Below are 23,613 nucleotides of genomic sequence, written 5' to 3'. Positions count from 1 at the left end.
GCGCCATGCTCGATTTCATCGAAAAGATCCTGCGGATGCCCAGGGTCGTCCTGACGATCATGGTCATCATGCTCGGCGCGGGCACCGCGGCCTATCTGTCGCTGCCGAAGGAAAGCTTCCCGGCGATCGACGTGCCGTATCTCTACGTCTCGATCACCCAGACGGGCGTGTCGCCCAAGGACGCCGAGAACCTGCTGGCCAAGCCGGCTGAGGAGGAACTCGCCAACCTGCCGAACCTGGTCAACATCAGTTCGACCTCGACCACCGGGCATGCCTCGGTGTTCCTCGAGTTCGACATCAATGCCGACAAGGACCAGGCCCTGCAGGACACGCGCGCCCGTATGGACGCGATCAAGGCGAAGCTCCCGACCGATGCCGACGACCCGAGCGTGCACGAAGTCGATCTCGTCGGCATGCCGATCATCTCGGTGGCGGTCTATGGTTCGGCGCCGGAAAAGGAACTGGTGCGCCGGGCCGAGCAGTTGCAGGACCGGCTGGAAGCCATTCCGGAAGTGCGCGAAGCGGTACTGTCGGGCGCCCGTGAGGAGCAGCTCGAAGTCCGCATCGACCTCTTGCGGCTCGAAGCCTATGGGCTGACCGCCGGCCAGTTGTTCGACGCCCTGGCGCGCAACAACATGGTGGTGCCGGGCGGAACGCTGAACACCGGCAACGGCTCGTTCAACATCGAAGTGCCGGGCCTGATCACCACGGCCGAGGACGTCTACAGCCTGCCGCTGAAGACCGATGGCAACACCGTGGTGACCTTCGGCGACGTGGCGACCATCACCCGTACGCTGGCGGACGCCACCGAATACACGCAGGTGAACGGATCACCAGCGCTGATCCTGGGCGTTTCCAAGAAGCTCGGCACCAACATCATCGACGTGTCGGAAAAGGTCCGCGCCGCGACGGAAGAAGCGGCCAAGGACTGGCCGAACGGCGTTTCCTACTCGTATTTCCTCGACCAGGCCGACACCACCACCCACCTGTTCCGCTCGCTGGAAGCGGCGGTGTTGACCGCGGTGGCGCTGGTGCTGATCACCTGCGTGGCGACGCTCGGCGTGCGCCCGGCGCTGATGATCGGGCTGTCCATCCCGCTGTCGTTCATGATGGCGTTCCTGGTGGCGCAGATTCTAGGCATGAGCATCAACATGATGGTCATGTTCGGGCTGGTCATTGCCGTCGGCGTGCTGGTGGACGACCCCGTGGTGGTGGTGGAATACGCCGAGCGAAAGCTGCAGGAAGGCGTCTCCAAGAAGGAGGCATTCATCCTCGCCGTGCGCAAGATGTTCGTGCCGGTGGTGGGCGCTACGGCAACGACGCTGGGCGCCTTCGTACCCCTGCTGTTCTGGCCGGGCATCATCGGCAAGTTCATGAGCTACCTGCCGATCATCGTGATCATCGTCATGGTGGCCTCGCTGATCTCGGCGCTGATCTTCATGCCGGTGATCGGTGCCGCCATCGCCTCGACCCATGTGGACGAGAAGGCGAAGGCCAAGGCCGACATCGTGATGTATCCCGACAAGTTCGACTCCAAGAAGGTGGGCGGACTGACGGGCATCTATGTGCGGACGCTGGAGCACCTGCTGCGCTGGCCGCTGCCGACGCTGGCGGTGGGCTTCGGCATCATCGGGGCGATCTTCTTCACCTATGCCACCAACCCGACCGGCACCGAGGCCTTCCCTGCCTCCGAGCCGGAATATGCGACGGTGGCCGTGGTCGGACGCGGCAACTACTCGCCGGAAGAAATCCGCGACATGCTGATCGAGGTGGAGCAGGAACTGCTCGAAGTCCAGGGTATCCAGGACGTGATCATGCAGTTCGGCTCGACCGGTGCCTTCGGTTCGACGCCGCCCGACACGATCGGCAACTTCCAGCTGCAGCTCGTCAACTGGAACCACCGCGTGCCGGCGGAGCAGATCTTCGCCGACATCCGGGAGCGGGTGGCTGGCGTCGCGGGTCTCGACGTGCAGGTGCTGGCGGCCGAGAACGGCCCGCCGGCTGGCAAGGACATCAATATCCGCGTCGAATCCAGCAACTACGAGGATCTGGTGCCGACGGTCACCGCCATCCGCAATCATCTGGCAAGCTGGCCGGAGACCGTGGACCTCGAGGACGGACGCCCCTCCCCCGGCATCGACTGGCAGATCACCATCGACCGGGTGGAAGCGGCCAAATACGGGATCGGCGTGCGTGAGCTCGCGCCCTATGTGCAGCTCATCACCTCGGGTGTGAACCTGGGCACCTATCGCGATGCCGAGACCGGCGACGAGCTCGACATCAAGGTCCGGCTGCCGCAGGAAGAGCGCACGTTCGACGCACTCGACTCCATGCGGATCGCCACGGCGCAGGGCATGATCCCGGTGGCGAACTTCATCGACCGCACGCCGGTTCCGAAGGTGGCCAATATCGAGCGGCGCAACCAGGTCTATGTGATGGCTGTGGCTGCCGGGCTGACCGGGCTGCCGGAAGGCGTCTATGCCGCCGACAAGGTGCGCGAGCTGCAGGCCTGGATCGCGGAACAGCCATTCCCCGAGACCGTCAACGTGGCGTTCTCCGGTGCGGAAGAGCAGATGGGCGATGCCAATGCCTTCATCATGCAGGCCTTCGGCATGGCCATGTTCCTGATCTTCTTCATCCTCTTGCTGGAGTACAACAGCTTCTACCAGGTGATGGTGACGCTCACGACGGTGATCATGAGCGTGGCGGGCGTGCTGCTCGGCATGCTGATCACGGGGATGAGTTTCTCGGCGATCATGACCGGCCTCGGCATCGTGGCGCTGGCGGGTATCGTGGTGAAGAACGGCATCGTGCTGATCGACACCTATAACGACTACAACCGCCACCAGGGGGTGGAGCCGATCAAGGCGATGCTGCTGACCGCGGCGCAGCGCGTGCGGCCGGTGCTGCTCACCGCTTTCCTGACGGCGCTGGGCGTGATCCCGATGTGGGCGAACGTGGAGTTCGACTTCATCCGCCGCGAGATCGTGGTCGGCGGGCTCGCGGGCTCGTGGTTCATCCACCTGTCGGCGGCGCTGGTGTCGGGCCTGTTCTTCTCGACGGCGCTGACGCTGGTGATGGTGCCGGTGATGATCACCGCCCCGAGCGTGATGTGGCGGCAGCTTCAGGGCGTGGGCTCGGCCTTCGCCCGACTCGGGCGCTGGGTCAGCGGGCGGGGCCGCCAGCCGGCGGCTGCCGCGGTGCCGGCCGGGTTCGACGGCATGGCGGTGGCAATCCCCGCCGATGCGGATGGATCACGGCGCTACATCGTCAGCAAGGATGTGCCCGGAGGCGAGAACGATCGCGGCGGACGGCCGGAGGCGGCGGAGTAGGATCTGCTACCGCGGTGAGAGAATGAGCAAGGCCCGCAGTGATGCGGGCCTTGTTGCTTTCATGGCACCTGGAAGGTGTGAAGGCGCCAGTGGTCACCGTCATGCTGTAGGTCCGACACAGTCGGACCTTGGGCCTTCAGCGCGTTGCTCCAGAACGCCAGAGCTGCTCGGTTGGCGTGGGGTACGCCAAGATGCCACTGCCCGGGATGGCGGCTGATTGCCAATCGCACGGCCTCACGTCCGACGCCCCGTTGTCGGTACGCCCGCATGACGAAGAACTCGGCCATGAACCAGCACGGGCTGGTGCCTGTGAGGGGGCACTCGTCGATCACGAGGGCAAAGCCGGCGATCTCATCGCCGGACATGATCAGGTAGGGATACCGCCAGAAGCGGTCCAGGAACCCATATTCAAAATGGCCATCCGCGCCCACCGGGAACGGCATGAACTCCGTCATGTCGTAGAGGTAGAGCTGGATGAGATTGGCAATGACGGGTTTTTGGTCGGGAGCCGCGGGACGGAGCTCGATCTGTTCCATCGCCGGACCTAATCCAGGAACTTGCCGGTGTTGGCGCCATCGCGGTGGCGGAGGCGGGCGGCGGCGAGGATTTCGGGCTCGAGCAGACGGGCGTTGATGCCGCGGCGGGTGCGGCTGTCACGCGGGGTCCACTGCACCACGCAGCCACAGGTCTGGCAGCGGTGGAAATCGACGTGGCGGCCGTTCCAGACGTAGGTATCGGTCAGGAGCGGCTCGGTGAGCGGGGTGACGTCCGTGGACTCGTAATAGGCCCAGAGCACGCCATAGCGGCGACAGAGGGAGCAGTTGCACTCGACCACGGTTTCGGGCGCAGCGGCGAGCTGGAGCCGGACGGCGCCGCAGTGGCAGGAGGCTTCGACGGGGGTGGGCATGCGGCAGGTCTCCGTGTGCAGCCAAGGATGCCACAGGAACCTTGAGCTTGTTAGCTGATTTAGCTATATGATCTTTAGCTAATTTAGCCAGAGGAAGTGCCATGGCCGTCGTAAGTGCAACTGATGCCAAGAACAGGTTCGGGCAGGTGCTGGAGATGGCGCAGGCTGGGCCGGTTCATATCCAGAAGAGCGGGCGTGATGTGGCGGTGGTGCTGTCGGCGGAGGAGTATGCTCAACTCGTCACCCAAGGCAATGCGCCGCGGGTCAATCCGCTGATCGTGAAACTTCATCAGGAGAGTGTTGGCCGCTGGGGCAAGGTCTATGAAGCCCTGGCGAAATAGCTATGCCGCAGCGCATATATCTGAGCCTCGATGATGTGCTCTGGATTCACTCCGAGCAGTTGCGCCTCTATGGCGGCGCACAGGGTGTGCGCGACCAAGGGCTTATCCTCTCAGCATTGCTGAGGCCGCAGACCGGATACTATGCCGATCTAATCGAGGAAGCGGCAGCGCTTTGGGAAAGCCTTGCCATGAATCACGGCTTCATCGACGGCAATAAGCGCGTGGCGTTCGCCAGCACGATCCTGTTCCTTCAGGCCAACCGAGCCATCCCGACAGGGACCGAGGAGGAGTGGATAGAATTCATCTACTCCCACCTCGAGGCGGGCACCTTCCGCAAGGAAGTGCTCGAAGAATGGCTGCATGGACATACCGCCCCGGTGGACGAGCAGGGCTGACGCCCTGCCCTACTCCGCGGCGTCGGGGCGTTTGACGAAGCCGTCGGGGTCGTTGCGGGTGCGCAGCAGGGTTTCCTCGGCTTCGGTGGCTTCGCGCTGGCGGTTCCACATCTGGGCATAGAGGCCGTCCTGAGCGAGGAGCGCCGCATGGCTGCCGCGCTCGGCGATGCGGCCTTCGCGCAGAACCAGGATTTCGTCGGCGTTGATCACCGTCGACAGGCGGTGGGCGATGACGACGGTGGTGCGGTCGCGCGATACGTCGTCGAGGGCCGACTGGATGTCGCGCTCGGTCTTGGTGTCGAGGGCGGAGGTGGCCTCGTCGAGGATCAGGATCGAGGGCGCCTTGAGGATGGTGCGGGCGATGGCGACACGCTGCTTCTCGCCGCCCGATAGCTTGAGGCCGCGCTCGCCGACGGGGGTGTCGTAGCCCTTGGGCAGGGATTCGATGAAGCCGGCGACCTGGGCCATGCGGGCGGCGTCGCGCACTTCGTCCATGCTGGCGTCGGGGCGGCCATACTGGATGTTGTAGCCGATGGTGTCGTTGAACAGCACGGTGTCCTGCGGGACCATGCCGATGGTGGCGCGCAGGGACTCCTGTGTGACGTCGCGCAGGTCCTGCCCGTCGATGGTGATGCGGCCGCCGGTGACGTCGTAGAAGCGATAGAGCAGGCGCGAGATGGTGGACTTGCCGGCGCCGGTGGGGCCGACAATGGCGACGGTCTTGCCGGCGGGCACCTCGAAGCTGACATCCCTGAGGATGGCGCGGTCGGGGTCGTAGTGGAAGCTGACGTTCTCGAAGCGGATCACCGGGCCGGTGATGGCGAGCGGCCTGGCACCTGGCTTGTCGGTGATCTCGGGATCGCGATCGAGGAGCTTGAACATCTCCTCGATGTCGGTGAGGCCCTGGCGCAACTCGCGGTAGACGAAGCCGATCATATTCAAGGGCCGGTAGATCTGCAGCAGGAAGGTGTTGAGCAGCACGAAATCACCCAGGGTGATGGTGCGGTTCATGACGCCGAGCACGGCCATGATGCTGATGATCAGGAAGCCGCCATAGAAGATGACGGCCTGGCCGAAGTTCAGCACGCCGAGAGAGGACCAGATGCGAATGGCGGAGCGCTCGTAGCCGGCCATGGACTGGTCGAAGCGCTCGGCTTCCATGCGCTCGTTGGCGAAGTACTTCACCGTCTCGTAGTTGAGCAGCGAGTCGACGGCCTTGCCGTTGGCGTCGGTGTCGGACTCGTTCATGGCGCGACGGATGGAGATGCGCCAGTTGGAAGCCTTGATGGTGAAGTAGAGATAGCCCCAGATCATCACCAGCAGCACGCCGAGATAGCTGACGCCGAACATCCACACGAAGATGATGGCGACGACCACGAACTCGACGATGGTGGGGGCGATGTTGAGCACGGCGAAACGGACCACCGTTTCGATGCCCTTGGTGCCGCGCTCAATCACGCGGCTGAGGCCGCCAGTACGCCGCTGCAGATGGAAGCGCAGCGACAGGCGGTGGAGGTGGTGGAAGGTCTCGAGGGCGAGCTTGCGCACCGCATGCTGGCCAACGCGAGCGAAGAGGACGTCGCGCAATTGCTGGAAGCCGGCGTCGATGACGTTGCCGAGCGCATAGGCGATGACGAGCACGATCGGCACGGCAAGGCCGAGGATCAGGGTGCTGTCGGGAGTGGTGCCGTCGAGGCTGTCGATGATGCCCTTGTAGGCGAAGGGGACGAGCGTGGTCGCCACCTTGCTCAACAGCAGGGCGCCGAAGGCCAGCATGACCCGCACCTTCAGGTCCGGGCGATCTGCGGGCCACATATAGCCCCACAGATTGCGGACGGTGGAAAGCAGTGATCCTTCGTCCGCGCTGACGGACGGCTTCTTTTCCGGTGCTTCAGTGGTCATCAGGCCGGTTCCGCTTCCCGCACGGCGGGCGCCAGGCCCGAGATCATGCCGGTGAAGGCGGAGCCGAGCTCGGCAAGGCGAGCGTGCTGGACGATGTAGCAGTTGCGGGTGCCGCGCGGCTTACGCTCGATCAGGCCGGCGTCGAGCAGCACCTTGATGTGCTGCGATACGGTCGACTGGGCCAGCGGCAGGGATTCGGTGACGTCGGCGCAGCAGCATTCGCGGCCCTGTTGCGCGGCGAGGATGCGCAGGATGCTGAGCCGCACCGGATGGCCAAGGGCCCGCATGATGGTGGCAATGTCGTCGTCGTGCATGGCTAGCCCAATTAAATCGGCGAATTGCGATGGAACATGGGGTGGATCGGCCGAGGAATCAATGGCCCGCCGGAAAGGCGGGCCATTTTGGTGTCAGTTTTCACCAGTGGGCAGGTCGAAGACCTGGCCCGGATAGATGCGATCGGGATCGCGGATCTGGCCGGTATTGGCCTCGTAGATGGTGGTGTACTTGATGCCCTCGCCATAAACGCGGCGAGCGATGGTCCATAGATTGTCGCCGCGGCGGATGATGGCCTTGCCGGCGGCGAAGCGTTCGGCATCCGGACCACCCACGGAGATCGCGACCAGGGTTGGCACCTCGGCCTCTGGCGCTTCGGCTTCCGCCGTGGCGGTGGGCTCGGCGGGTGCTGCCGGCTCCGCCGGTGCTGGCGGCTCGGCCGGTGCCGCGGCATCATCGGTGGCGGCCGGCTCGGCCGGAGGGGCCGGCTGGGTGGACGCAGCGAGCCCTCCCGTCGCTGCCGTCTCGGGCTCCGCCGGTGACGCTGGGGCGGGTGCCGGTTCCGCCTCGGGCTGAGGGGCAGTGTCGGCCGGCGTGGGCGCCGATGCGGGCTGGGCGGGAGCGTCTGCCGGCTGTTCGGAAGCATCCGCGGTAGGCGCGACTGGTTCCGGCTCCGCAGTCGGGGGCGGCGGCACGTCGGCTGCGGCGATGGCAGTGGGTGTCCCCTCCTCCGGCAGATCGATCACGAAATCGACCTCGGCGCGGGCAGCGACGTCGGCACTGCCGGCCTCGAGCAGATCGGCGCGGACCCGCTGCGATGGCCGGGTGAGGACGTTGCCGGCCTCGACCAGCCAGCGGCCACCTTCGACGATGGCGTCGGCGATGAAGGTATCGTCCACATAGAGGCGCACGGTGGCGCCGTCCGGACCGCTGCCGGCGAAGAAGGTGCGCCCCTCTTCCACCTCGATGGCATCGATCGTCGGCGGCACGGCGGGAGCCGCCGCGGGAGCCGCGGGAGAGGCGGCCGGCTCGCCGGCGGGTTCCTCCGGCACGGCGGCCGGTTCTTCCGACGTGGCGGCCGGCTCGTCCTCGGTCGCCGGGGCGGGCTCCAGTGGGACCGCCGGCGGTTCTTGCGAGTCTGTGGCGGCAGCTTCCGGAGCCGTGGACGGCCGTTCCTGAGGAGCGGTATCGTCCGTCGCAGTGCTGGCCGGATCGGCAGCCGGCGCGGGCTGGTCGGTCGTGGACGCCGCTTCGGTCGAGGCTGCCGGCTCGGCAGTATCGACCGGCTCTGACGTTGGCGTCTCAGCGGGTTCCTCAACAGGAGCCGGATCGGCAGCGGGCGGCGTAGCGGGCTCCGCTGTCTGTTCGTCGGTGGCCGGTTCGGCCGGAGGCGCCGAGGAGGTTGCGGCGCTCGGCTCTGCGGGCGCGGACGGGGTCACGGCAGTGTCAGCGTATGGAGCGGCCGCTTCCGGGACCGGTGTTGCAGCCGCGGGCTGTGCGGCGGCGACATCCATGCGCTCGGCAGGCTCGAGACCCTGGAGGATTTCACTGGCCTCGCCGGGCGTGCTGGCAACGACCAGCGGTTCGCTGCTGCGATCCTCGTCGATGACGACGACGAAGGATTCGGCAGCACGGGCATCCTTGCCGGCTTCGGCCAGCGTGATCTCCACACCGCCGGCGGGGACCGGCTCGTCGGGGACAAGCACCCAATCACCGCTGCTTTCCACGGTGGTGCGACCAAGCAGGGTGTCGTCGGCATAGACTTCCACCTCGGTTCCCGGCTCGCCGCTACCGGCGATGACCACGGAGCCATCCGGTTCGGCGCGCAGCAGGCCGAAGGTGGCGGCTACCAGCTCCTCGGTTTCCGCGGCATCGTCAGCAGGAGGGTCGACGTCGAGGGCAGGCTCGCCGACGGCGACTTCCGTCTCCGGCTCGGACTCGGCATCCGCCTCGGCAACAGCCGCGGCGTCGGTGCCGGTCGCAGGCGGTTCGGCCGGCGCCGCGGGGTCGACCACGGCCGTCGCAGGCTGCGGGAACAGGCCGGCGTCGGCCATCTTGCCGCGCAGGCAGACGCCGAGGTTTTCATCGCTGTTGAAGCAGGTGACGACGGTTGGGCCGACCAGGACACCCACGATCACGAGAAGGGTTGCCGCCGCTGCCCCGATGGTCAGGGCGAGAGGCTGTTTTGGAGCGGTATCGGCCAGTTGTCCCTCCCGGACGAAAATAGTCGGCCGCGCGGCGGCCGCAAGATCAGGCTACGCGTTCTGTTGTCCGCTGTGCCGCTTCAGTTTTCAACAGCTTGTATGCAATCGACTCATACAGAGCTTCAAAAGACGCATCAATGATGTTGGGCGAGACGCCGATGGTGAACCAACGCTCGCCGCTTCCGTCACGGCTTTCGACCAGTACACGGGTGACCGCGCCCGTGCCGCCGTCGAGGATACGCACCTTGAAGTCGACCAGCTCGAGATCCTCAATGCGCGAGGAATACTTGCCGAGGTCCTTGCGCATGGCGAGGTCCAGAGCGTTCACCGGACCATTGCCTTCGGCAACCGACATCAGCAATTCGCCATCCACCCGGATCTTGACCACCGCTTCGGTGACGGTGACCTCTTCGCCAAGGGCATTGTGACGGCGCTCGACGCTGGCCCGGTAGTTCTCGACGGTGAACCAGGTCGGCAGGGTGCCGAGCACCTCATGGGCGAGGACGCAGAAGGAAGCGTCGGCACCGTCGTAGGAGTAGCCGCGGGCCTCGCGCTCCTTGACCGTCGCCAGCAGGCGTTCGAGGCGGCGATCATCCTTGGCGAGGTGAATGCCGTGGCGGGCGAGTGCGGTCAGCAGGTTGGACTTGCCGGCCTGCTGGCTCACCATGATGTTGCGCTCGTTGCCGACGCTTTCGGGCGGGACGTGCTCGTAGGACGAGAAATCCTTGAGCAGGGCCGAGGCATGGATGCCGGCCTTGGTGGCGAAGGCGGAGGCGCCGACATAGGGCGCCTGGCGGCTGGGAGCGCGGTTGAGGCGATCGTCGAAGGCGCGCGAGATTCGGGTCAGGCGCTCCAGGCGCGCCTTGTCGATGCCGGTCTCGAAACGATCGGCGAACCAGGGCTTCAGCACCAGCGTGGGGATGATGGTGATCAAATTGGCGTTGCCGCAGCGTTCACCGAGGCCATTGAGGGCCCCCTGGATCTGGCGCACACCGGCATCGACGGCCGCAAGGGTGTTGGCGACGGCCTGGCCGGTATCGTCATGGGCGTGGATGCCGAGGCGGGAGCCGGGAGCGACTGCCAGGACCTTGCCGACGATCTCGGAGATCTCCGCCGGCATGGTGCCGCCATTGGTGTCGCAGAGCACCACCCAGCGGGCGCCAGCCTCGGTGGCGGTGCGGACGCAAGACAGCGCGTAGTCGGGATTGCTCTTGAAGCCATCAAAGAAGTGCTCGCAATCGACCATCGCTTCCTTGTCGGCGTCGACGGCGGCGGCGACGGTCTCGCGGATGGTCTCAAGGTTCTCCTCGGGGGTGATGCCGAGCGCGAGTTCGACCTGACGGTCCCAGGTCTTGGCGACGAAACAGGTGGCCGGCGCCGCCGACTGGAGCAGCGCCTGCACGCCCGGATCGTTGCCGGCGGAGCGCCCTGCCCGCTTGGTCATGCCGAAGGCGGTGAAGGTGGCGCGGCGGGTGCGCGGCTCACGGAAGAACTCGGTGTCGACTGGGTTGGCGCCAGGATAGCCGCCTTCGACGTAGTCGACGCCCAACTCTTCGAGCAGCGCGGTAATGGCGATCTTGTCCTCGAGCGAGAACTCGATGCCGGCGGTCTGGGCGCCGTCGCGCAGAGTGGTGTCGAAGATGTAGAGGCGTTCGCGGGTCATGGGCTACTCGGGACTATGCGGGCCAGCGGTCGGTGTCGTGATCCGGATGCTGATGGTTGGTGGCGCGGATGAAGGCGGCCGCTTCGGGATTCTCGCCTTCGGTGGGGCCGCGATCCGGCAGGTGGCCGAGATCGTTGACCCAGGAGATGCGGCTTTCGGTACCGTGCTGGTCGAGCGGGGGAAACTCTTCCGGATGGTCGAGCGAGCCGATGGACACGCTGATCCAGTCGCTGTCGAGATAGCGGAAGCTCAGGGGCGTGCCGCATTGCGGACAGAAGCCGCGCTCGGTCTTGTCGGAGGAGCGGAAGGTGCCCAGCGTCCCGCGGGTGAGTTCGAACGCGCTGAGCGGGACGCCGACCAGCGGGGCGTAGAAGGCGCCGAAGGCCTTCTGGCACATGCGGCAGTGGCAGATGTGGGCGTGGCTCGGCTGTTCGCTTAGGCGATAGCGAATGGCGCCGCACTGGCAGCCGCCGCTCCAGGTTTCGGTCATGACTTGGGCTCCCTGGGTGGCCAATCCTCGGTGTCGTGGTCGGGATGCTGGTTGGAGTGGATGCCGGCGAGGAAATCGCGCCACTCGTCACTTTCCACCTCGCGCAGAGGCAGGGTGGTGAGCCCGTCGAAGAAGGGCAGCTTGTCGTTGGGGTTCACCTGGATCTCGGGCGCGGCGACGGTGGGGTCGTCGAAGGCGCCGATGGCGAGTTCGAGGCCGAAGCGGGTCTCGTAGGCGAGCGGGGTGCCGCACTCGCCGCAAAAGGCGCGGCGGGCGGCGTTGGAGCTCTGGAACCACTTCGGTTCACCGCGGGTCCAGGTGGCGTTGTGGGCGGTGACCAGCGGGCCGAAGAAGCCGCCAAAGGCCTTCTGGCACATGCGGCAGTGGCAGATGGAGGGGCGGCCGAGCCGTGTGACGCGGAATCGCACCGCGCCACACTGGCAGCCACCGGTATGCGCCTCACTCGGGGGCATGACACACGGCCTCTATGTTGTTTCCGTCCGGATCATAGACGAAAGCGGCGTAGTAGTTGGGGCTGTATTCGGTGCGCAGGCCCGGGCCGCCATTGTCCTTGCCGCCATTGGCCATGGCGGCGGCATAGAAGGCGTCGACCTCGGCGCGAGTGCGGGCGGCGAAGGCGGTGTGGCGGCCGGGGCCGGCATCGGGGCCTTCGCTGAGCCACCACACGGGCTGGTCACGGCCATAACCGCCGACGTGAAAGCCACCGGTATATTCGGTGGGCACTTCCATGAGGAAGCTGCCGCCGAGAGCGGCGAAGACAGCGTCGTAGAAGGCGCGGGCCTTGGCCCAGTCGGTGACGATGACGCCGGTGTGGTCGATCATGATGCGTACTCCTGTTTGAGGGAGTGCCAGATGGAGGCCGCCGCCGTGTCAGGATCGGTCAGGAGGATCACCGCTTGATCTCCCATTTGGTTTGCCGGCGGCCTTCTTCGTCCTTGTAGTCCATCAGGGCGATGCCCTGCTCGGCGAGGTCGGCGCGGATGCGGTCGGCTTCGGGGAAATTGCGGGATTCGAGGGCGGCGAGGCGGGCGGCGATGGCGGCGGCGATGTGGGGCGGCTCCTCCCAGGTGTCGTCTGTGGTGAGCAGGGAATCGGGGCTGAAGCCGAGGAAGCCGAGGGTGGCGGCGAGATTCTCCCTTGCGCCTGGCCCGCCGCGATTGGCGCTGCGGACCAGGGCGTCGATGGCGACGCTGGCGCGGTGGAAGTTGAGGTCGTCAAACAGGGCTTCGACGACGGCGGCGTCGGGGGCAGTGTCCGGCGCCGGGTCAGCGTCGCGGGCGGCGCGCTGCCAGTCGCGGAGCTTGGCTTCGGCTTCCTCGAGGCGAGCGACCGAGAAGTCGATGGGCTCGCGATAGTGGGTCATCAGCATGGCAAGGCGCAGCACCTCGCCGGGCCAGGCGTGCCCCCCCATGGCGCCGGATTCGAGCAGGTCGCGGATGGTGACGAAGTTGCCGAGCGACTTCGACATCTTCTGCCCCTCGACCTGGAGGAAGCCGTTGTGCATCCAGACCTGCGCCATCACCGGGGTGCCGTGGGCGCAGCGGGACTGGGCGATCTCGTTCTCGTGGTGCGGAAAGATCAGATCGAGGCCGCCGCCATGGATGTCGAAGGTGGTGCCGAGATAGCGCTCGCTCATGGCCGAGCACTCGATGTGCCAGCCGGGGCGGCCGCGGCCCCAAGGGCTGTCCCAGCCGGGCTCGTGGTCGGCGGAGAGCTTCCAGAGGACGAAATCGGCCGGGTCTTCCTTGTGGGCGTCGACGGCGATGCGGGCGCCGGCGAGGTTGTTCTCGAGGTTGCGGCCGGAGAGATGGCCGTAATCCGGCATGGAGCGGGTGCGGAACAGCACTTCGCCGCCGGCCTGGTAGGCGTGGCCGCGCTTCAGCAGCGCGGCGATCAGCGCCTGCATCTCGGCGATGTTGTCGGTGGCGCGGGGCTGGACGGTGGGCTCCAGGGTGCCGAGGGCGCGGACGTCGTTGCGGAACTGGGTCTCGGTCTTTTCGGTGACGCGGCGGATGGCCTCGTTCAGCGGCAGATCGGGATAGTCGCGCAGGGCGCGGGCGTTGATCTTGTCATCGACGTCGGTGATGTTGCGGACATAGGTGACGTGCTCGGCGCCGTAGACGTGGCGCAGCAGCCGGAACAGCAGGTCGAAAACGATCACCGGGCGGGCGTTGCCGATATGGGCGAAGTCGTAGACCGTGGGCCCGCAGACATACATGCGCACATTGGCCGGATCGATGGGCTCGAAAGCCTGCTTGCGGCGGGTGAGCGTGTTGTAGAGCTGGAGCGGGGCAATTCCCGTGGTCATCAAAGCGTCCTCAAGGCCAAGGCACAGCGGCACCGGCGGGAGGCTCTTCTGCTTTCAGGGATCGGGATGAAGAAGACCGCGCCGCCAACGAGTGGTTAGCAGGTAATAATGCAGCCGGTAATAGCGATGCGCCGGGTCTTCATGCGGGCATGATGGTCGGGAGTGGGGCGCGCGGTCAAGAAGATTTCGCGGAGAGGGCTCTCCGCGGCTTTGGCGTGTGTGCCTCCACCCCACCCTCAGTCCCTCCCCCATCATGGGGGAGGGAGGCGAAGGAGCCGGATGGCGGTGTCTTTGCCGCTTACTCGGTGCGGAACTGCTGGTGGCACTCGCCGCAGGTGCCGCCGATGGTGCGGAGGGAGGCGGTGTAGGTGGCGGTGTCGCCGGCCTCGGCGGCAGCGCGACCCTGGGCGGCGGCTTCGCGGCCCTTGTCGACGATGGCGACGAACGCGTCCCAGTTCTCCCAGATGGCCGGCAACGCCTTGCTGTCGCCGACGATGGAGTTTTCCGGGAAGAGATCCGGGATGTGCGAGTAGTTGGTCTCGAGCGTCTGCATGGCGGCGACGGCATCGACGCCGGTGAGATTGCCGGCGGAGCGAAGGATGCCGCCATCCTCGCGCATCAGCGCCTGGCGCATCTCAACGGCTTCCTCCGGGGTCGCAGGCGGCGTGAAGGCTTCCTGGGCAAAGGCAGTCAGGGCGCCGAGGGTAAGCAGCCCGGCAAGGGCGGCGGCGCTGGCATTGCGGATAGGCATGGGAGTCATCCTCAACGTCTTGGGGGGGAGATCGACGCCGGCGAGAGTGTCATGCCGGCATGACAGCTCCTATGCGGGACACGGAAATGTTATCAATGATTGCAACAGGTTGCGGAGGCAAATTTACCTGCAGCAACCACCCGCTCTAGCGGCTGAACAGTTCCACAGTCTGCTGCATGTCGCCGAAGACGGAGCGGCCATCGTCCATGGCGGCGATGCGGATGGCGTCGCCGGGCTTGAGGAAGGGCGTACGGGCCCGACCGAATTTCAGCTTCTCGACGGTGCGCGCCTCGGCGATGCAGCCGAAGCCGATGCCGTCCGGCTTGATGGGCAGGCTCTCGTCGTGGCGGTTGGAGACGGTGCCGCCGCCGATGATGGTGCCGGCCGCCAAGGGTCGCGTGCGGGTGGCTTCGACGATCAGGTCGGCGAAGTCGAAGTGCATGTCGGTGCCGGCGTTGGGCTGACCGTAGAGCGTGCCGTTGACCTCGACCCGCACCGGCAGATGAAGGCGATTGTCGCGCCATTTGTCGCCCAGTGCGGATGGCGTGACCACGAGCGGCGCGAAGACCGTGGAGGGCTTGGCGTGGAAGAAGCCGAAGCCGTTCTGAAGGTCATCGACCACCAGGCGGCGCAGGGACACATCGTTGCAGATGGTGACGAGACGGATGGCGGACGCCGCCTCGTCGCGGCTGGCGCGCATCGGCACCGGTCCGGTGATCACGGCCACCTCGGCTTCGAAATCGAGCGCGAGATCGGCTTCGGGGATGCGGATCGGCGCGGTGGGGGCAAGGAAGGAATCGGAACCGCCCTGGTAGAGCAGCGGCCGGGTGGACTGCAGCTCGGCATCCTTGCTGCCCTTGAGGCTGCGGACGCGCTCGAGGTGGCTCAGATAGCCCGAGCCATCGATCCACTGATAGGCGCGCGGGAGCGGCGCCATGGCCCGAGCTGGATCGAAGATCTGTTCGGCGATGTCGAAGCTTTCGAGGCGCGAGGCCAGTTCGGCGAGGGCCGGAGCGGCACGATCCCAGTCGTCGAGCGCGGCTTGCAGGGACGGGGCAATGCGGCCGGCGGAAACGCAGCGCCTGCCGTCGGCCGATACCACCACGAGTTGCCCGTCGGGGCGGCCATTGTCCAAGCTCGCAAGTCTCATGTAGGCACAATCTCCGGCGGTGTGACCGCGGCGCGCTACCGGGCCGGGGGTGGGCAGTATAATGTTGCCTTGTGCCCTAGCGATCCCTTAAGCCGACCACCGGCGGATTGGAACAGGACGATTTGGTGACCGACTGCAAACGGGGCGTCCGGGCCCTTCTCCTCATCGTCGTGGCGGCGGTGTGCCTGGTGATGGACGTCGACATGGCGCACGCCCAGGCCGCGCAGTGCGCCAACCTTTCGGCCATGCTGCAGCAGTTCGACCGCAACTCCGAGTTCCAGCAATTCGGCGGTGGATCGCAGGCAGCACGGCAGTTGCAGCAGGCCGTGCAGGCCGCCGAGAGCCGCTACATCCGCGACGGATGCAACGACGATGCGCGGGCCGGCCGGGTGCTGACGCCGCATTGCCAGCAGGTGGCGCAAGAGGTGCTGCGGCTGCGTGACGACTACTCGCAAGTGGCCGAGCAGGTGGAAACGGCGAACGCCGTGGCCGGTCAGCGCGAGGCGATCCTGCAGGAGATGGCGCGATTCGGTTGCGGCGCGGGCGGCTCCAGCGCGACCTTTACCACCGAGCGCCAGGGCGTGTTCGACCGCATCTTCGGCACCACTTCGGAGACCGATTTCAGCGGCGGCCAGATGATCGATGGCAGCGGCTACTGGGGTGCCCAGGGGTTCAACACCGTGCGCACCGTCTGCGTGCGGCTCAGCGATGGCTATTTCTGGCCGATCAGCTACGCGACGCTACCGGACTATGTGCAGAACGACGCCATGACCTGCCAGCAGATGTGCCCCAACACGCAGGTGGAGCTCTATTTCTACGACAATCCCGGCCAGGAGCCGGAGCAGATGCGGAACATCTACGGCCAGCCCTACACGTCGCTGCCGAATGCCTTTCGCTATCGCGAAGAGGTCGACATGAGCTCGACCTGCGATGCGGCTCCGCAGGTGCAGGGCAAGATCGCCATGGCTGAGGACGGCAGCCGCGCGGTGGTGGAAGTCGGCGAGGCGCGCTTCCCTCTGCCGATGCGCGACCCCCGCGGCCAACAGCCGGTGCAGGCGCCGATCCAGGCGCCGTTGGAGACCGTCGCCAGCGTAGATGTGCCGCTGCCACGCCCACGTCCGGCCGGGCCGGGAGAAACACCGGTGACGCGAGCCATCCCGAGGGTTCGGACCGACAACGAACTGCGGTTGGTGCAGTTCGGCAACAAGGTGGTCAGGGTAGTCGGTCCAGACACGCCTTACGCCCAACCAGTGGAAGCAGGGACTTAAGCTCCGGGCCATCGTGGCGGCCGGTAATCGCGAGGCGCAGAGGCATGAACAGCGCCCTGCCCTTGCGCCCCGTCGAGCTCTTTAGAGCCTCGGTCCAGTGCGACCAGGTGGTGTCATCCCAGGGCTCCGGCGGAAGCAGGGCCTTGGCGAGGGATAGGAAGTCGCGGTCCTCGTCGGCGATCACGGGCGTGACGGGCCCAGTAACGAGCTTCGACCACTCGGTGATGTCCCCGAACCGCGCGAGGTTCTCGCGCAGCAGCAGCCAGAGCGCTTCGCCTTCGAGGCCGAGAGCGGAGAGCCGGTCACGAACGGCCTCGTAGGGCAGGCTGTGAAGAATGCGGGCGTTGAGCGAGTCCAGTTCGGCGGTGTCGAAGCGCGCCGAGCTGTGTGAGATGGCGGAGAAGTCGAGCTTAAGGGCGATCTCGTCCAGGGTTTCGTATGGCTCGACCGGCAGGCTGGTGCCGGTGAGGCTGGACATGATGGCCACGGCCATGGGCTCGTAGCCCAGGTCGCGAAAGCCGGCGATCGACTGCGAGCCGGCGCGCTTCGAGAAGGGCTCGCCATTGCCGTCGAGCAGCAGGTTGTGGTGAGCGAAGGTCGGCACCGTGCCACCCAGGGCCTCGAAGATCTCGATCTGCGTGCCGGTGTTGCTGGTGTGGTCCTCGCCGCGGATCACGTGAGTGATGCCGAGGTCGATGTCGTCCACTACGGACGGCAGTGTGTAGAGATAAGTGCCGTCCTCGCGGATCAGCACCGGGTCGGACATCGAGCTGGTGTTGACCGTTTGCGGGCCTTTGATGAGGTCGTCGAACTGGACCGGGCGGCCATCGAGCTTGAAGCGCCAGTGCGGGCGGCGGCCTTCGGACTCGAGCCGCGCGCGGTCGGCATCGCTCAGGTTCAGGGCGGCGCGATCGTAGATCGGCGGCTTGCCGAGAAGGCGCGCGCGGGCGCGCTTGCGGTCGAGCTCTTCCTCGGTCTCGTAGCAGGGGTAGAGCCGGCCATCGGCGATCAACCGGTCGCGGGCGGCATCATAGAGCGCGGTGCGCTCGGACTGGCGCACCAATTGGTCCGGTTCGATGCCGAGCCAGGCAAGATCTTCCTCGATGCCGTCGGCGAACTCGCGGGTGGAACGGGCCTGGTCGGTGTCGTCCATCCTGAGGATGTAGCGACCGCCGTGGCGGCGGGCGAAGTACCAGTTGAGCAGGGCCGGCCGGGCATTGCCGGGATGGATGCGGCCGGTTGGGGACGGCGCCCAGCGGACGGTGACAGTCATCCGATCGTGCGATCCCTGTAGCCGTTGGTGATGGGGTAGCGGCGGCCGAGGCCGAACGCCTTGGCGGTGATCTTCGGGCCGGGTGCAGACTGGCGGCGCTTGTATTCGGCGATATTGACCAGGCGTTCGATACGTTCGACCAGAGGCCGGTCGAAACCCTGAGCGACGATCTCGTCGATGGAGCGCTCCTGCTCGACCATCGCGGTGATGATGGCGTCGAGCACGGGATAGGGCGGCAGGGAATCCTGGTCGGTCTGATCCGGACGCAGTTCAGCGCTCGGCGCCTTGTCGATGATGTTCTGCGGAATGACTTCGCCGGAAGGGCCGAGGCAATCGCCGGGGACGTGCGTGTTTCGCCAAGCGGCGAGGCGGTAGACATCCATCTTCAGCATGTCCTTGAGCGGATTGTAGCCGCCGTTCATGTCGCCATAGATGGTGGCGTAGCCCACCGCCATTTCGGACTTGTTGCCGGTGGTCAGCAGCATGCCGCCAAGCTTGTTGCTGACGGCCATCAGCACCACGCCGCGCATGCGGGACTGGATGTTTTCTTCAGTGAGGTCCGGCGGGCGATTGCCGAGGACCGGCGCGAGCTCGGTCAGGGCATGATCGACCGGATCGCCGATGGCCACGACATCATAGCGGACGCCGAGGCGCTCGGCGCAGTCCCGGGCGTCGTGGAGGCTGGCCTCGGAGGTGTAGTGGTAGGGCAGCATGATGCAGTGGACCTTTTCGGGCCCGAAGGCGTCCACTGCCATGGCGGCGACGACGGCGCTGTCGATGCCGCCGGATAGGCCGAGCACCACATGGCTGAAGCCGTTCTTGTGCACATAGTCGCGAAGGCCGAGCACGCAGGCGCGCCACGGCGCCTCTTCCACCGAAGGGAGGTCGTGGATGGTACCCTCGACGCAGGTCCAGCCGTTCTCCCGGCGCTCCCAGTCGGAGACGATGAAGTCTGTCTCGAAGGACTTGCCCTGGAACACGAGCTTGTCGCCCGGCTCCATGCCGAAGGACGCGCCGTCGTAGACCAGCTCGTCCTGACCGCCGACCTGGTTGAGGTAGAGCATCGGAACCAGGTCTTCGCTGGTGCGGGCGCGGACCAGGTTCTTGCGGACGTGCTGCTTGTTGCGCCAATAGGGCGAGCCATTGGGGCAGAGCAGGATCTCGGCGCCCTGCTGGCGCAGGTGATCGCAGACGGACTGGTGCCAGATGTCCTCGCAGATGGGGATGCCGACGGGCACGCCCTTGATGGTCACCGGCTCGGCCAGAGGACCGGGGGTGAAGTAGCGCTTTTCGAAGAAGACGTCGTTGTTGGGCAGTTCGCGCTTGAGCTGAACCGCGCAGATCTTGCCGTTCTCGGCGACGATGACGGCGTTGTGGAGCCCATTGCTGTCCTGCCAGATGGTGGGCAGGACGAGCACCACATCGGTGCGGTCGGTGGCGGCCACCAGTTGTTCGGCGGCATTGAAGGCGTCGCTGAGAAAGCGCGGCTTGAACAGCAGGTCGTCGGGGAAATAGCCGGTCAGGAACAGTTCCGACAGCATCAGGATATCGGCCTTGGCGGCGACGGCATCAGCCAGCGCCTGCTTCGCCAATGCCAGATTGCCGACGAGGTCCCCCACCTTGGGATTGAGCTGGGCGAGCGCAATGCGAAGGCGGTCGGTCACTTGTGTCCTGCCGTTGCTGTGGTGGGGCGTGGCGGCACCGGCGGAGCGCCGGGCGCGCGAGCCTTACCCCCTCCCCCAGTGATGGGCAAGCGGCAAGGCCACGGGCAGAACGCTAGAACTTGCCGGTAAGCTCCAGCATGGCGCCGTAGCGGAACAGCGAGGCATAGGTGGAGGGGATGGTCATCGCCGGTTGGGCAGTGCCGCCAACCGTTCCATTGAACACGGCATCCAGTTCACCCTGAAGATACCAGGCGCGGCCACCGGCGCGGATCGTCAGGTTCTCGGTGGGATGAAAGCCGATCATGGCCTCGGTCATCACGCCGTAGCCACGACCGGTGAGGGTCGTCGGGGCGTTTTCGAACACGGGAATACCGCCGAGCGCGGGGAACACGAAACCACTGGGCGAACTGCCGCCAACCTGGCCGGAGACGTGAGCATAGGGAATGGCGGCGACTTCGGCCTGGATGTCAAACATGTCGAACTCGGCCGTGCCGCGAACGCCCAAACGCAGGGCGTGGATATCGAAGTTGTCGCGCGCCTCGGTGAAGGTTGCCGGCAGCCCAGTGATCGGGTTGAAGCTGGCGGCCACTTGGCCGGTACCGATGTCGGGCGCGTCTTTCCAGTAGGTGTAGCCAACGAAGGCGCCGCCTGCGACACCGTCGTCCATCTGGCCGAACGGCATCCAGCCATAGTCGATGCCGGCGTAGCCGATGTGCGACTGATTGCCGATCGAACCGCTGCTGGCGGGGGAAATGGAGTAGGTGCCGGTGGTGCCGACACCGTAGCCGGCCCAGCCCTTCAGATAGGTGTCGGTGTAGAGGTCGTCGATGCGGCCGTGGAGTTCGAGCAGATGGGTCTGGTCGCGAACCGTGAGGTCCACCGGGCCGTACGGGGAGCTGAACCCGGCGTTCTGGCCACCCCAAGCGTACCAGTAGCGGGCGCCGACCTCGAACCGGACCAGGCTTTCGTCAGTGAAGCCGAACTCCTGCGGGTAGGCCGGACGCAGGAGGTAGTCGGCGGCAAGCGCCGGGCTCGCGGCGAGCAGCGCCAGCAGGGCTGAGGCACAGGTGACTTGGCGCTTCATGGCATCCCTCCGGCATGGTCCCGTGATAGGGTTATTGCTGATTAGGGTTAATGTTGTGCTAAGTCGCTTGCGTCCGGCTGATATTGGGGATTTGGTAACGCGCCTCGCGCAGTGTTCCGGGTCACAAGGGCGAGAAACGCCTTTTCATCGGCAACCTGCCTTCGCGTGAGGAGTTGGGGCCGAACAGCCAGAAGGCATGGGAATGAGTTTAGTATGGCCTGCCGGATACTAGTGGTCGAAGACGAGATCTTCGTGGCGACCGAGATCGAGCACGTGGTCAAGGAAATGGGCCACGAGCCGGTGGGCATTGCCGCCGACATGGCGTCGGCCATGGTGCTCGCGCCGCGCACGGACATCGCACTGGTCGATCTCAACCTGCAGGACGGCCCGACCGGCAAGGTGATCGGCGAGGCCCTGGCGCGGGATTTCAACGTCACCGTGCTGTTCATGACTGCCAACCCGGCACAGCTGGGTGAAGGTGTTGCGGGCACGCTTGGCGTGTTGCCGAAGCCGGTGACCGAAACCGACCTGCAAGCCGCCGTGAACTATGCCGTCTCCCGTCACCATCGGACCGAACATCACGAGCCGCCGCGGCGCATGCGGCTGTTCGGCGGGTTTGAGGGCTCGCTGGCCTAACGCCTCCGCCTATGCCTCCCCCGGCCTGCTGCGCAGCCGAGCGGACCGGCGCAGCATGTCGAGCGGCAGGTCGATTTCCACCCGCAGACCATCGGGCTCCCAGATGCGCTCGATCCGCCCGCGCAACTGCCCTTCCACACTGAGCGTGACCAAGCGGGTGCCGAAGCCTTCGGTTTCCGGCGGCTCCTGAACCGCACGGCTGCCGATCTCTTTCCACGACAGGTGATAGCGCTCGGTGCCGACGTGACCGCTCACCACCACCCTGCCCTCGCTGGCTGTTCCGAGAGGGCCGTATTTGGCGGCGTTGGTGCCGAGTTCGTGGAACAGCAGCGCCAGCGGCGTCGCCACGCCGTCATCGATCGGCAGGTCGTCACCCAGGAACTCGAATGGCAAGCCGTTGTCGTGGCCGTAGGGGCGCAGCAAGCGGACGATCAACCCGCGCATGGTCGCTTCGGGTGTCGGACCGTCCGTGGTCGGACGCGGCCGGATGAAATCGTGGGCCTCGCCCAGGGCAAAGATGCGCTCGCGCAACTCGTCGGCGAACGGCTTCACATCCGGGCGGCCGCGGGCCGACAGGCTGATGATGCCGACGAGCACGGCGAAGATGTTCTTGATCCGGTGGCTCAGTTCCTGGGCCACCAGTTCCCGCTCCTCGGCAATGAGCTTGGAGTCGTGAATATCGGTGCAGGTGCCGAACCAACGCACGATGCGGCCGTCCGGATCGCGGATCGGCATGGCGAGGCCGAGCGTCCAGCGATAGATGCCGGTGTGATGCCGGAGCCGGTACTCAATCTGATAGGGCTCGCCGGTCTCGAGGGAATGACGCCAGGCTGTCCAGGCGCGCTCCTGATCGTCGGGATGGAACATGTTGCTCCAGCCCTCGCCCTCGGTGGAGCCTTCCGAGGCACCGGTGAACTCGTACCAGCGGGCGTTGTAATAGTCGTGATAGCCGTCGGCGCGCGTAGACCACACCATCTGCGGCATGGCGTTGGTGAGGGTGCGGAAGCGCAATTCGCTTTCGGCAAGGGCTTCGGCGGCGCGGCGTTGCTCGGTGACGTCAACCAGGAGCCCGGGGAAGCGCTCGGCCTGCCCGCTGGGCCCGAGACGGGGCCGGCCGGAGGCAACGATCCAGCGCAGGACGCCGTCGGCGCCGGTGACCCGGTACTCGGACCGGAAGTCTCCGCCGTTCTGCAGGACAGTCTGGATTTCCGCCTGCACCCGACCGAGATCTTCGGGGTGAATGGCATTGAGGAACTGCTCGACCGGCACGCCAAGGCCGGCGCGTAGCGGGTCGACATTGTAGATGCGGGCGGTACGGTCGTCCGCAGCCACCAGATCGTTGAGGACGTCCCAGTCCCAGGTGCCGACCAGATCGGAACCGGACAGGGCCAGCGAAAGACGCTCTTCGCTGCGGGCCAGCGCCTGCTCGGTCAGAATGCGGTCGGTGATCTCGTGGACGATGCACAGGGTGCCGAGCGAGGTGCCGGATTCATCGAGGACGGGGCTATAGTGGAGGTCCATCCAGCCGGACTCGAGCTGACCGTGCCGATCGAGGACGAGTTCCTGATTGCGCAGCAACAGGGACTCTCCGGCAAGGCCCAGCTCGATCTTGTGGCGGTTGAAATCGGCAATCTCGGGCCATGCTTCCGCTGCCGGCTTGCCGAAGATCGCGGGGTGGCGGTTACCGGCAAACACGGCATAGGCATGGTTGTAGACAAGAACGCCCTGCGCGCCGACCATCATCGCCATGGGCGTGGACGCGACCATCATCAGGCGCACCGCGCCCTTGAGGCTCTCCGGCCAGTCGCGGATCGGGCCCAGCGGGTTGCCGGGCCAATCATAATCGTTGAGGAGCTTGACTGTTGGGTCGGCTTCGAGCCGTAGCCGCTGCTCGGGAGTGGCAGAAGGAAACAAGGAGGTGGGCATCTAGGCCTTTTCTCAGGAGCACGCC

21 protein-coding genes are annotated in these 23,613 nt (G+C 66.0%); 5 read left to right on the top strand and 16 right to left on the bottom strand.

The genetic code is table 11. The features are described from left to right. The first annotated feature begins 5 nt into the window (after nucleotides 1–5). Nucleotides 6–3,332 carry an efflux RND transporter permease subunit gene (locus tag ACFSX5_RS14965; protein WP_386834509.1) on the top strand — a complete coding sequence of 1,109 codons (3,327 nt, stop codon included), beginning with the start codon at nucleotides 6–8 and terminating at the stop codon, nucleotides 3,330–3,332. Between the two features lie 59 nt (nucleotides 3,333–3,391). On the opposite strand, the gene ACFSX5_RS14960 is transcribed toward ACFSX5_RS14965, so the two are convergent. Beyond that, nucleotides 3,392–3,868 carry a GNAT family N-acetyltransferase gene (locus ACFSX5_RS14960; protein WP_386834508.1) on the bottom strand — a complete coding sequence of 159 codons (477 nt, stop codon included), beginning with the start codon at nucleotides 3,866–3,868 and terminating at the stop codon, nucleotides 3,392–3,394. Between the two features lie 8 nt (nucleotides 3,869–3,876). Then, nucleotides 3,877–4,239, bottom strand: a complete 363-nt coding sequence (locus ACFSX5_RS14955; RefSeq protein ID WP_386834507.1) for a GFA family protein — start codon at nucleotides 4,237–4,239, stop codon at nucleotides 3,877–3,879. A gap of 101 nt (nucleotides 4,240–4,340) precedes the next feature. On the opposite strand from ACFSX5_RS14955, the gene ACFSX5_RS14950 reads away from it, so the two are divergent. Together ACFSX5_RS14950 and ACFSX5_RS14945 are read left to right on the top strand one after the other, a co-directional pair. Further along, nucleotides 4,341–4,580, top strand: a complete 240-nt coding sequence (locus ACFSX5_RS14950; RefSeq protein ID WP_386834505.1) for a type II toxin-antitoxin system Phd/YefM family antitoxin — start codon at nucleotides 4,341–4,343, stop codon at nucleotides 4,578–4,580. A 2-nt stretch (nucleotides 4,581–4,582) separates the two neighbouring features. Then, complete coding sequence (locus ACFSX5_RS14945; RefSeq protein WP_386834504.1) at nucleotides 4,583–4,975, top strand: type II toxin-antitoxin system death-on-curing family toxin; 393 nt, start codon at nucleotides 4,583–4,585, stop codon at nucleotides 4,973–4,975. A 9-nt stretch (nucleotides 4,976–4,984) separates the two neighbouring features. On the opposite strand, the gene ACFSX5_RS14940 is transcribed toward ACFSX5_RS14945, so the two are convergent. The 10 genes from ACFSX5_RS14940 to ACFSX5_RS14895 form a co-directional block, all read right to left on the bottom strand. Continuing rightward, the gene (locus tag ACFSX5_RS14940; RefSeq protein WP_386834503.1) at nucleotides 4,985–6,877 is read right to left on the bottom strand and encodes an ABCB family ABC transporter ATP-binding protein/permease; all 1,893 of its coding nucleotides are present in this window, start codon (nucleotides 6,875–6,877) and stop codon (nucleotides 4,985–4,987) included. Next, nucleotides 6,877–7,191, bottom strand: a complete 315-nt coding sequence (locus ACFSX5_RS14935; protein ID WP_386834502.1) for an ArsR/SmtB family transcription factor — start codon at nucleotides 7,189–7,191, stop codon at nucleotides 6,877–6,879. Before ACFSX5_RS14935 ends, ACFSX5_RS14940 begins: the two co-directional genes overlap by 1 nt. Before the next feature lie 93 nt (nucleotides 7,192–7,284). After that, nucleotides 7,285–9,288, bottom strand: coding sequence for a LysM peptidoglycan-binding domain-containing protein (locus ACFSX5_RS14930; protein ID WP_386834501.1), 2,004 nt, complete (start codon nucleotides 9,286–9,288; stop codon nucleotides 7,285–7,287). Between the two features lie 112 nt (nucleotides 9,289–9,400). Further along, nucleotides 9,401–11,017 (bottom strand): citramalate synthase, encoded by a 1,617-nt coding sequence (gene cimA / locus ACFSX5_RS14925; protein WP_386834499.1) that lies wholly within the window; start codon nucleotides 11,015–11,017, stop codon nucleotides 9,401–9,403. A 13-nt stretch (nucleotides 11,018–11,030) separates the two neighbouring features. Continuing rightward, nucleotides 11,031–11,507, bottom strand: coding sequence for a GFA family protein (locus ACFSX5_RS14920; protein WP_386834497.1), 477 nt, complete (start codon nucleotides 11,505–11,507; stop codon nucleotides 11,031–11,033). Further along, complete coding sequence (locus tag ACFSX5_RS14915) at nucleotides 11,504–11,980, bottom strand: GFA family protein (RefSeq protein ID WP_386834495.1); 477 nt, start codon at nucleotides 11,978–11,980, stop codon at nucleotides 11,504–11,506. Before ACFSX5_RS14915 ends, ACFSX5_RS14920 begins: the two co-directional genes overlap by 4 nt. After that, nucleotides 11,967–12,350: a VOC family protein gene (locus ACFSX5_RS14910; RefSeq protein WP_386834493.1), complete on the bottom strand. Its 384-nt coding sequence runs from the start codon at nucleotides 12,348–12,350 to the stop codon at nucleotides 11,967–11,969. The genes ACFSX5_RS14915 and ACFSX5_RS14910 overlap by 14 nt, the downstream gene beginning before the upstream one ends. Nucleotides 12,351–12,417: 67 nt before the next feature. Continuing rightward, on the bottom strand, nucleotides 12,418–13,836 hold the full coding sequence (gene cysS / locus ACFSX5_RS14905) for a cysteine--tRNA ligase (RefSeq protein ID WP_386834491.1): 1,419 nt from the start codon (nucleotides 13,834–13,836) through the stop codon (nucleotides 12,418–12,420). A gap of 298 nt (nucleotides 13,837–14,134) precedes the next feature. After that, a complete protein-coding gene (locus tag ACFSX5_RS14900; protein WP_386834490.1) occupies nucleotides 14,135–14,587 on the bottom strand; it encodes a c-type cytochrome in 453 nt (150 codons plus the stop codon). A 145-nt stretch (nucleotides 14,588–14,732) separates the two neighbouring features. Beyond that, nucleotides 14,733–15,737, bottom strand: coding sequence for a fumarylacetoacetate hydrolase family protein (locus tag ACFSX5_RS14895; RefSeq protein ID WP_386834489.1), 1,005 nt, complete (start codon nucleotides 15,735–15,737; stop codon nucleotides 14,733–14,735). A 125-nt stretch (nucleotides 15,738–15,862) separates the two neighbouring features. Between ACFSX5_RS14895 and ACFSX5_RS14890 the strand changes: the two genes are divergently transcribed. Beyond that, nucleotides 15,863–17,005, top strand: a complete 1,143-nt coding sequence (locus tag ACFSX5_RS14890) for a DUF2865 domain-containing protein (protein WP_386834488.1) — start codon at nucleotides 15,863–15,865, stop codon at nucleotides 17,003–17,005. Here ACFSX5_RS14890 and gltX read toward each other — a convergent pair. From gltX to ACFSX5_RS14875, 3 genes are all read right to left on the bottom strand, one after another. Next, nucleotides 16,950–18,278 (bottom strand): glutamate--tRNA ligase, encoded by a 1,329-nt coding sequence (gene gltX / locus ACFSX5_RS14885; protein WP_386834487.1) that lies wholly within the window; start codon nucleotides 18,276–18,278, stop codon nucleotides 16,950–16,952. The genes ACFSX5_RS14890 and gltX overlap by 56 nt on opposite strands. Continuing rightward, nucleotides 18,275–19,942 carry an NAD+ synthase gene (locus ACFSX5_RS14880; RefSeq protein ID WP_386834485.1) on the bottom strand — a complete coding sequence of 556 codons (1,668 nt, stop codon included), beginning with the start codon at nucleotides 19,940–19,942 and terminating at the stop codon, nucleotides 18,275–18,277. Before ACFSX5_RS14880 ends, gltX begins: the two co-directional genes overlap by 4 nt. A gap of 112 nt (nucleotides 19,943–20,054) precedes the next feature. Continuing rightward, nucleotides 20,055–21,026, bottom strand: coding sequence for a hypothetical protein (locus tag ACFSX5_RS14875; protein ID WP_386834483.1), 972 nt, complete (start codon nucleotides 21,024–21,026; stop codon nucleotides 20,055–20,057). 111 nt (nucleotides 21,027–21,137) lie between these two features. On the opposite strand from ACFSX5_RS14875, the gene ACFSX5_RS14870 reads away from it, so the two are divergent. After that, nucleotides 21,138–21,662, top strand: a complete 525-nt coding sequence (locus ACFSX5_RS14870) for a response regulator (protein WP_386834481.1) — start codon at nucleotides 21,138–21,140, stop codon at nucleotides 21,660–21,662. 9 nt (nucleotides 21,663–21,671) lie between these two features. On the opposite strand, the gene ACFSX5_RS14865 is transcribed toward ACFSX5_RS14870, so the two are convergent. Next, complete coding sequence (locus ACFSX5_RS14865; protein ID WP_386834480.1) at nucleotides 21,672–23,588, bottom strand: PAS domain-containing protein; 1,917 nt, start codon at nucleotides 23,586–23,588, stop codon at nucleotides 21,672–21,674. Nucleotides 23,589–23,613 lie beyond the last annotated feature (25 nt).

The sequence above is a fragment of the Devosia albogilva genome (genome assembly GCF_042685625.1).
GTDB classification, from domain to species: Bacteria; Pseudomonadota; Alphaproteobacteria; order Rhizobiales; family Devosiaceae; genus Devosia; species Devosia albogilva.
This window is presented reverse-complemented; position numbering and strand designations above follow the sequence as displayed.

What these genes read in the sequence shown, in the direction of transcription:
- ACFSX5_RS14965 (WP_386834509.1), top strand. Translation starts at nt 6, where the DNA reads ATGCTCGATTTCATCGAAAAGATCCTGCGGATGCCCAGGGTCGTCCTG.
- ACFSX5_RS14960 (WP_386834508.1), bottom strand. Translation starts at nt 3,868, where the DNA reads ATGGAACAGATCGAGCTCCGTCCCGCGGCTCCCGACCAAAAACCCGTC.
- ACFSX5_RS14955 (WP_386834507.1), bottom strand. Translation starts at nt 4,239, where the DNA reads ATGCCCACCCCCGTCGAAGCCTCCTGCCACTGCGGCGCCGTCCGGCTC.
- ACFSX5_RS14950 (WP_386834505.1), top strand. Translation starts at nt 4,341, where the DNA reads ATGGCCGTCGTAAGTGCAACTGATGCCAAGAACAGGTTCGGGCAGGTG.
- ACFSX5_RS14945 (WP_386834504.1), top strand. Translation starts at nt 4,583, where the DNA reads ATGCCGCAGCGCATATATCTGAGCCTCGATGATGTGCTCTGGATTCAC.
- ACFSX5_RS14940 (WP_386834503.1), bottom strand. Translation starts at nt 6,877, where the DNA reads ATGACCACTGAAGCACCGGAAAAGAAGCCGTCCGTCAGCGCGGACGAA.
- ACFSX5_RS14935 (WP_386834502.1), bottom strand. Translation starts at nt 7,191, where the DNA reads ATGCACGACGACGACATTGCCACCATCATGCGGGCCCTTGGCCATCCG.
- cimA (WP_386834499.1), bottom strand. Translation starts at nt 11,017, where the DNA reads ATGACCCGCGAACGCCTCTACATCTTCGACACCACTCTGCGCGACGGC.
- ACFSX5_RS14920 (WP_386834497.1), bottom strand. Translation starts at nt 11,507, where the DNA reads ATGACCGAAACCTGGAGCGGCGGCTGCCAGTGCGGCGCCATTCGCTAT.
- ACFSX5_RS14915 (WP_386834495.1), bottom strand. Translation starts at nt 11,980, where the DNA reads ATGCCCCCGAGTGAGGCGCATACCGGTGGCTGCCAGTGTGGCGCGGTG.
- ACFSX5_RS14910 (WP_386834493.1), bottom strand. Translation starts at nt 12,350, where the DNA reads ATGATCGACCACACCGGCGTCATCGTCACCGACTGGGCCAAGGCCCGC.
- cysS (WP_386834491.1), bottom strand. Translation starts at nt 13,836, where the DNA reads ATGACCACGGGAATTGCCCCGCTCCAGCTCTACAACACGCTCACCCGC.
- ACFSX5_RS14900 (WP_386834490.1), bottom strand. Translation starts at nt 14,587, where the DNA reads ATGCCTATCCGCAATGCCAGCGCCGCCGCCCTTGCCGGGCTGCTTACC.
- ACFSX5_RS14895 (WP_386834489.1), bottom strand. Translation starts at nt 15,737, where the DNA reads ATGAGACTTGCGAGCTTGGACAATGGCCGCCCCGACGGGCAACTCGTG.
- gltX (WP_386834487.1), bottom strand. Translation starts at nt 18,278, where the DNA reads ATGACTGTCACCGTCCGCTGGGCGCCGTCCCCAACCGGCCGCATCCAT.
- ACFSX5_RS14875 (WP_386834483.1), bottom strand. Translation starts at nt 21,026, where the DNA reads ATGAAGCGCCAAGTCACCTGTGCCTCAGCCCTGCTGGCGCTGCTCGCC.
- ACFSX5_RS14865 (WP_386834480.1), bottom strand. Translation starts at nt 23,588, where the DNA reads ATGCCCACCTCCTTGTTTCCTTCTGCCACTCCCGAGCAGCGGCTACGG.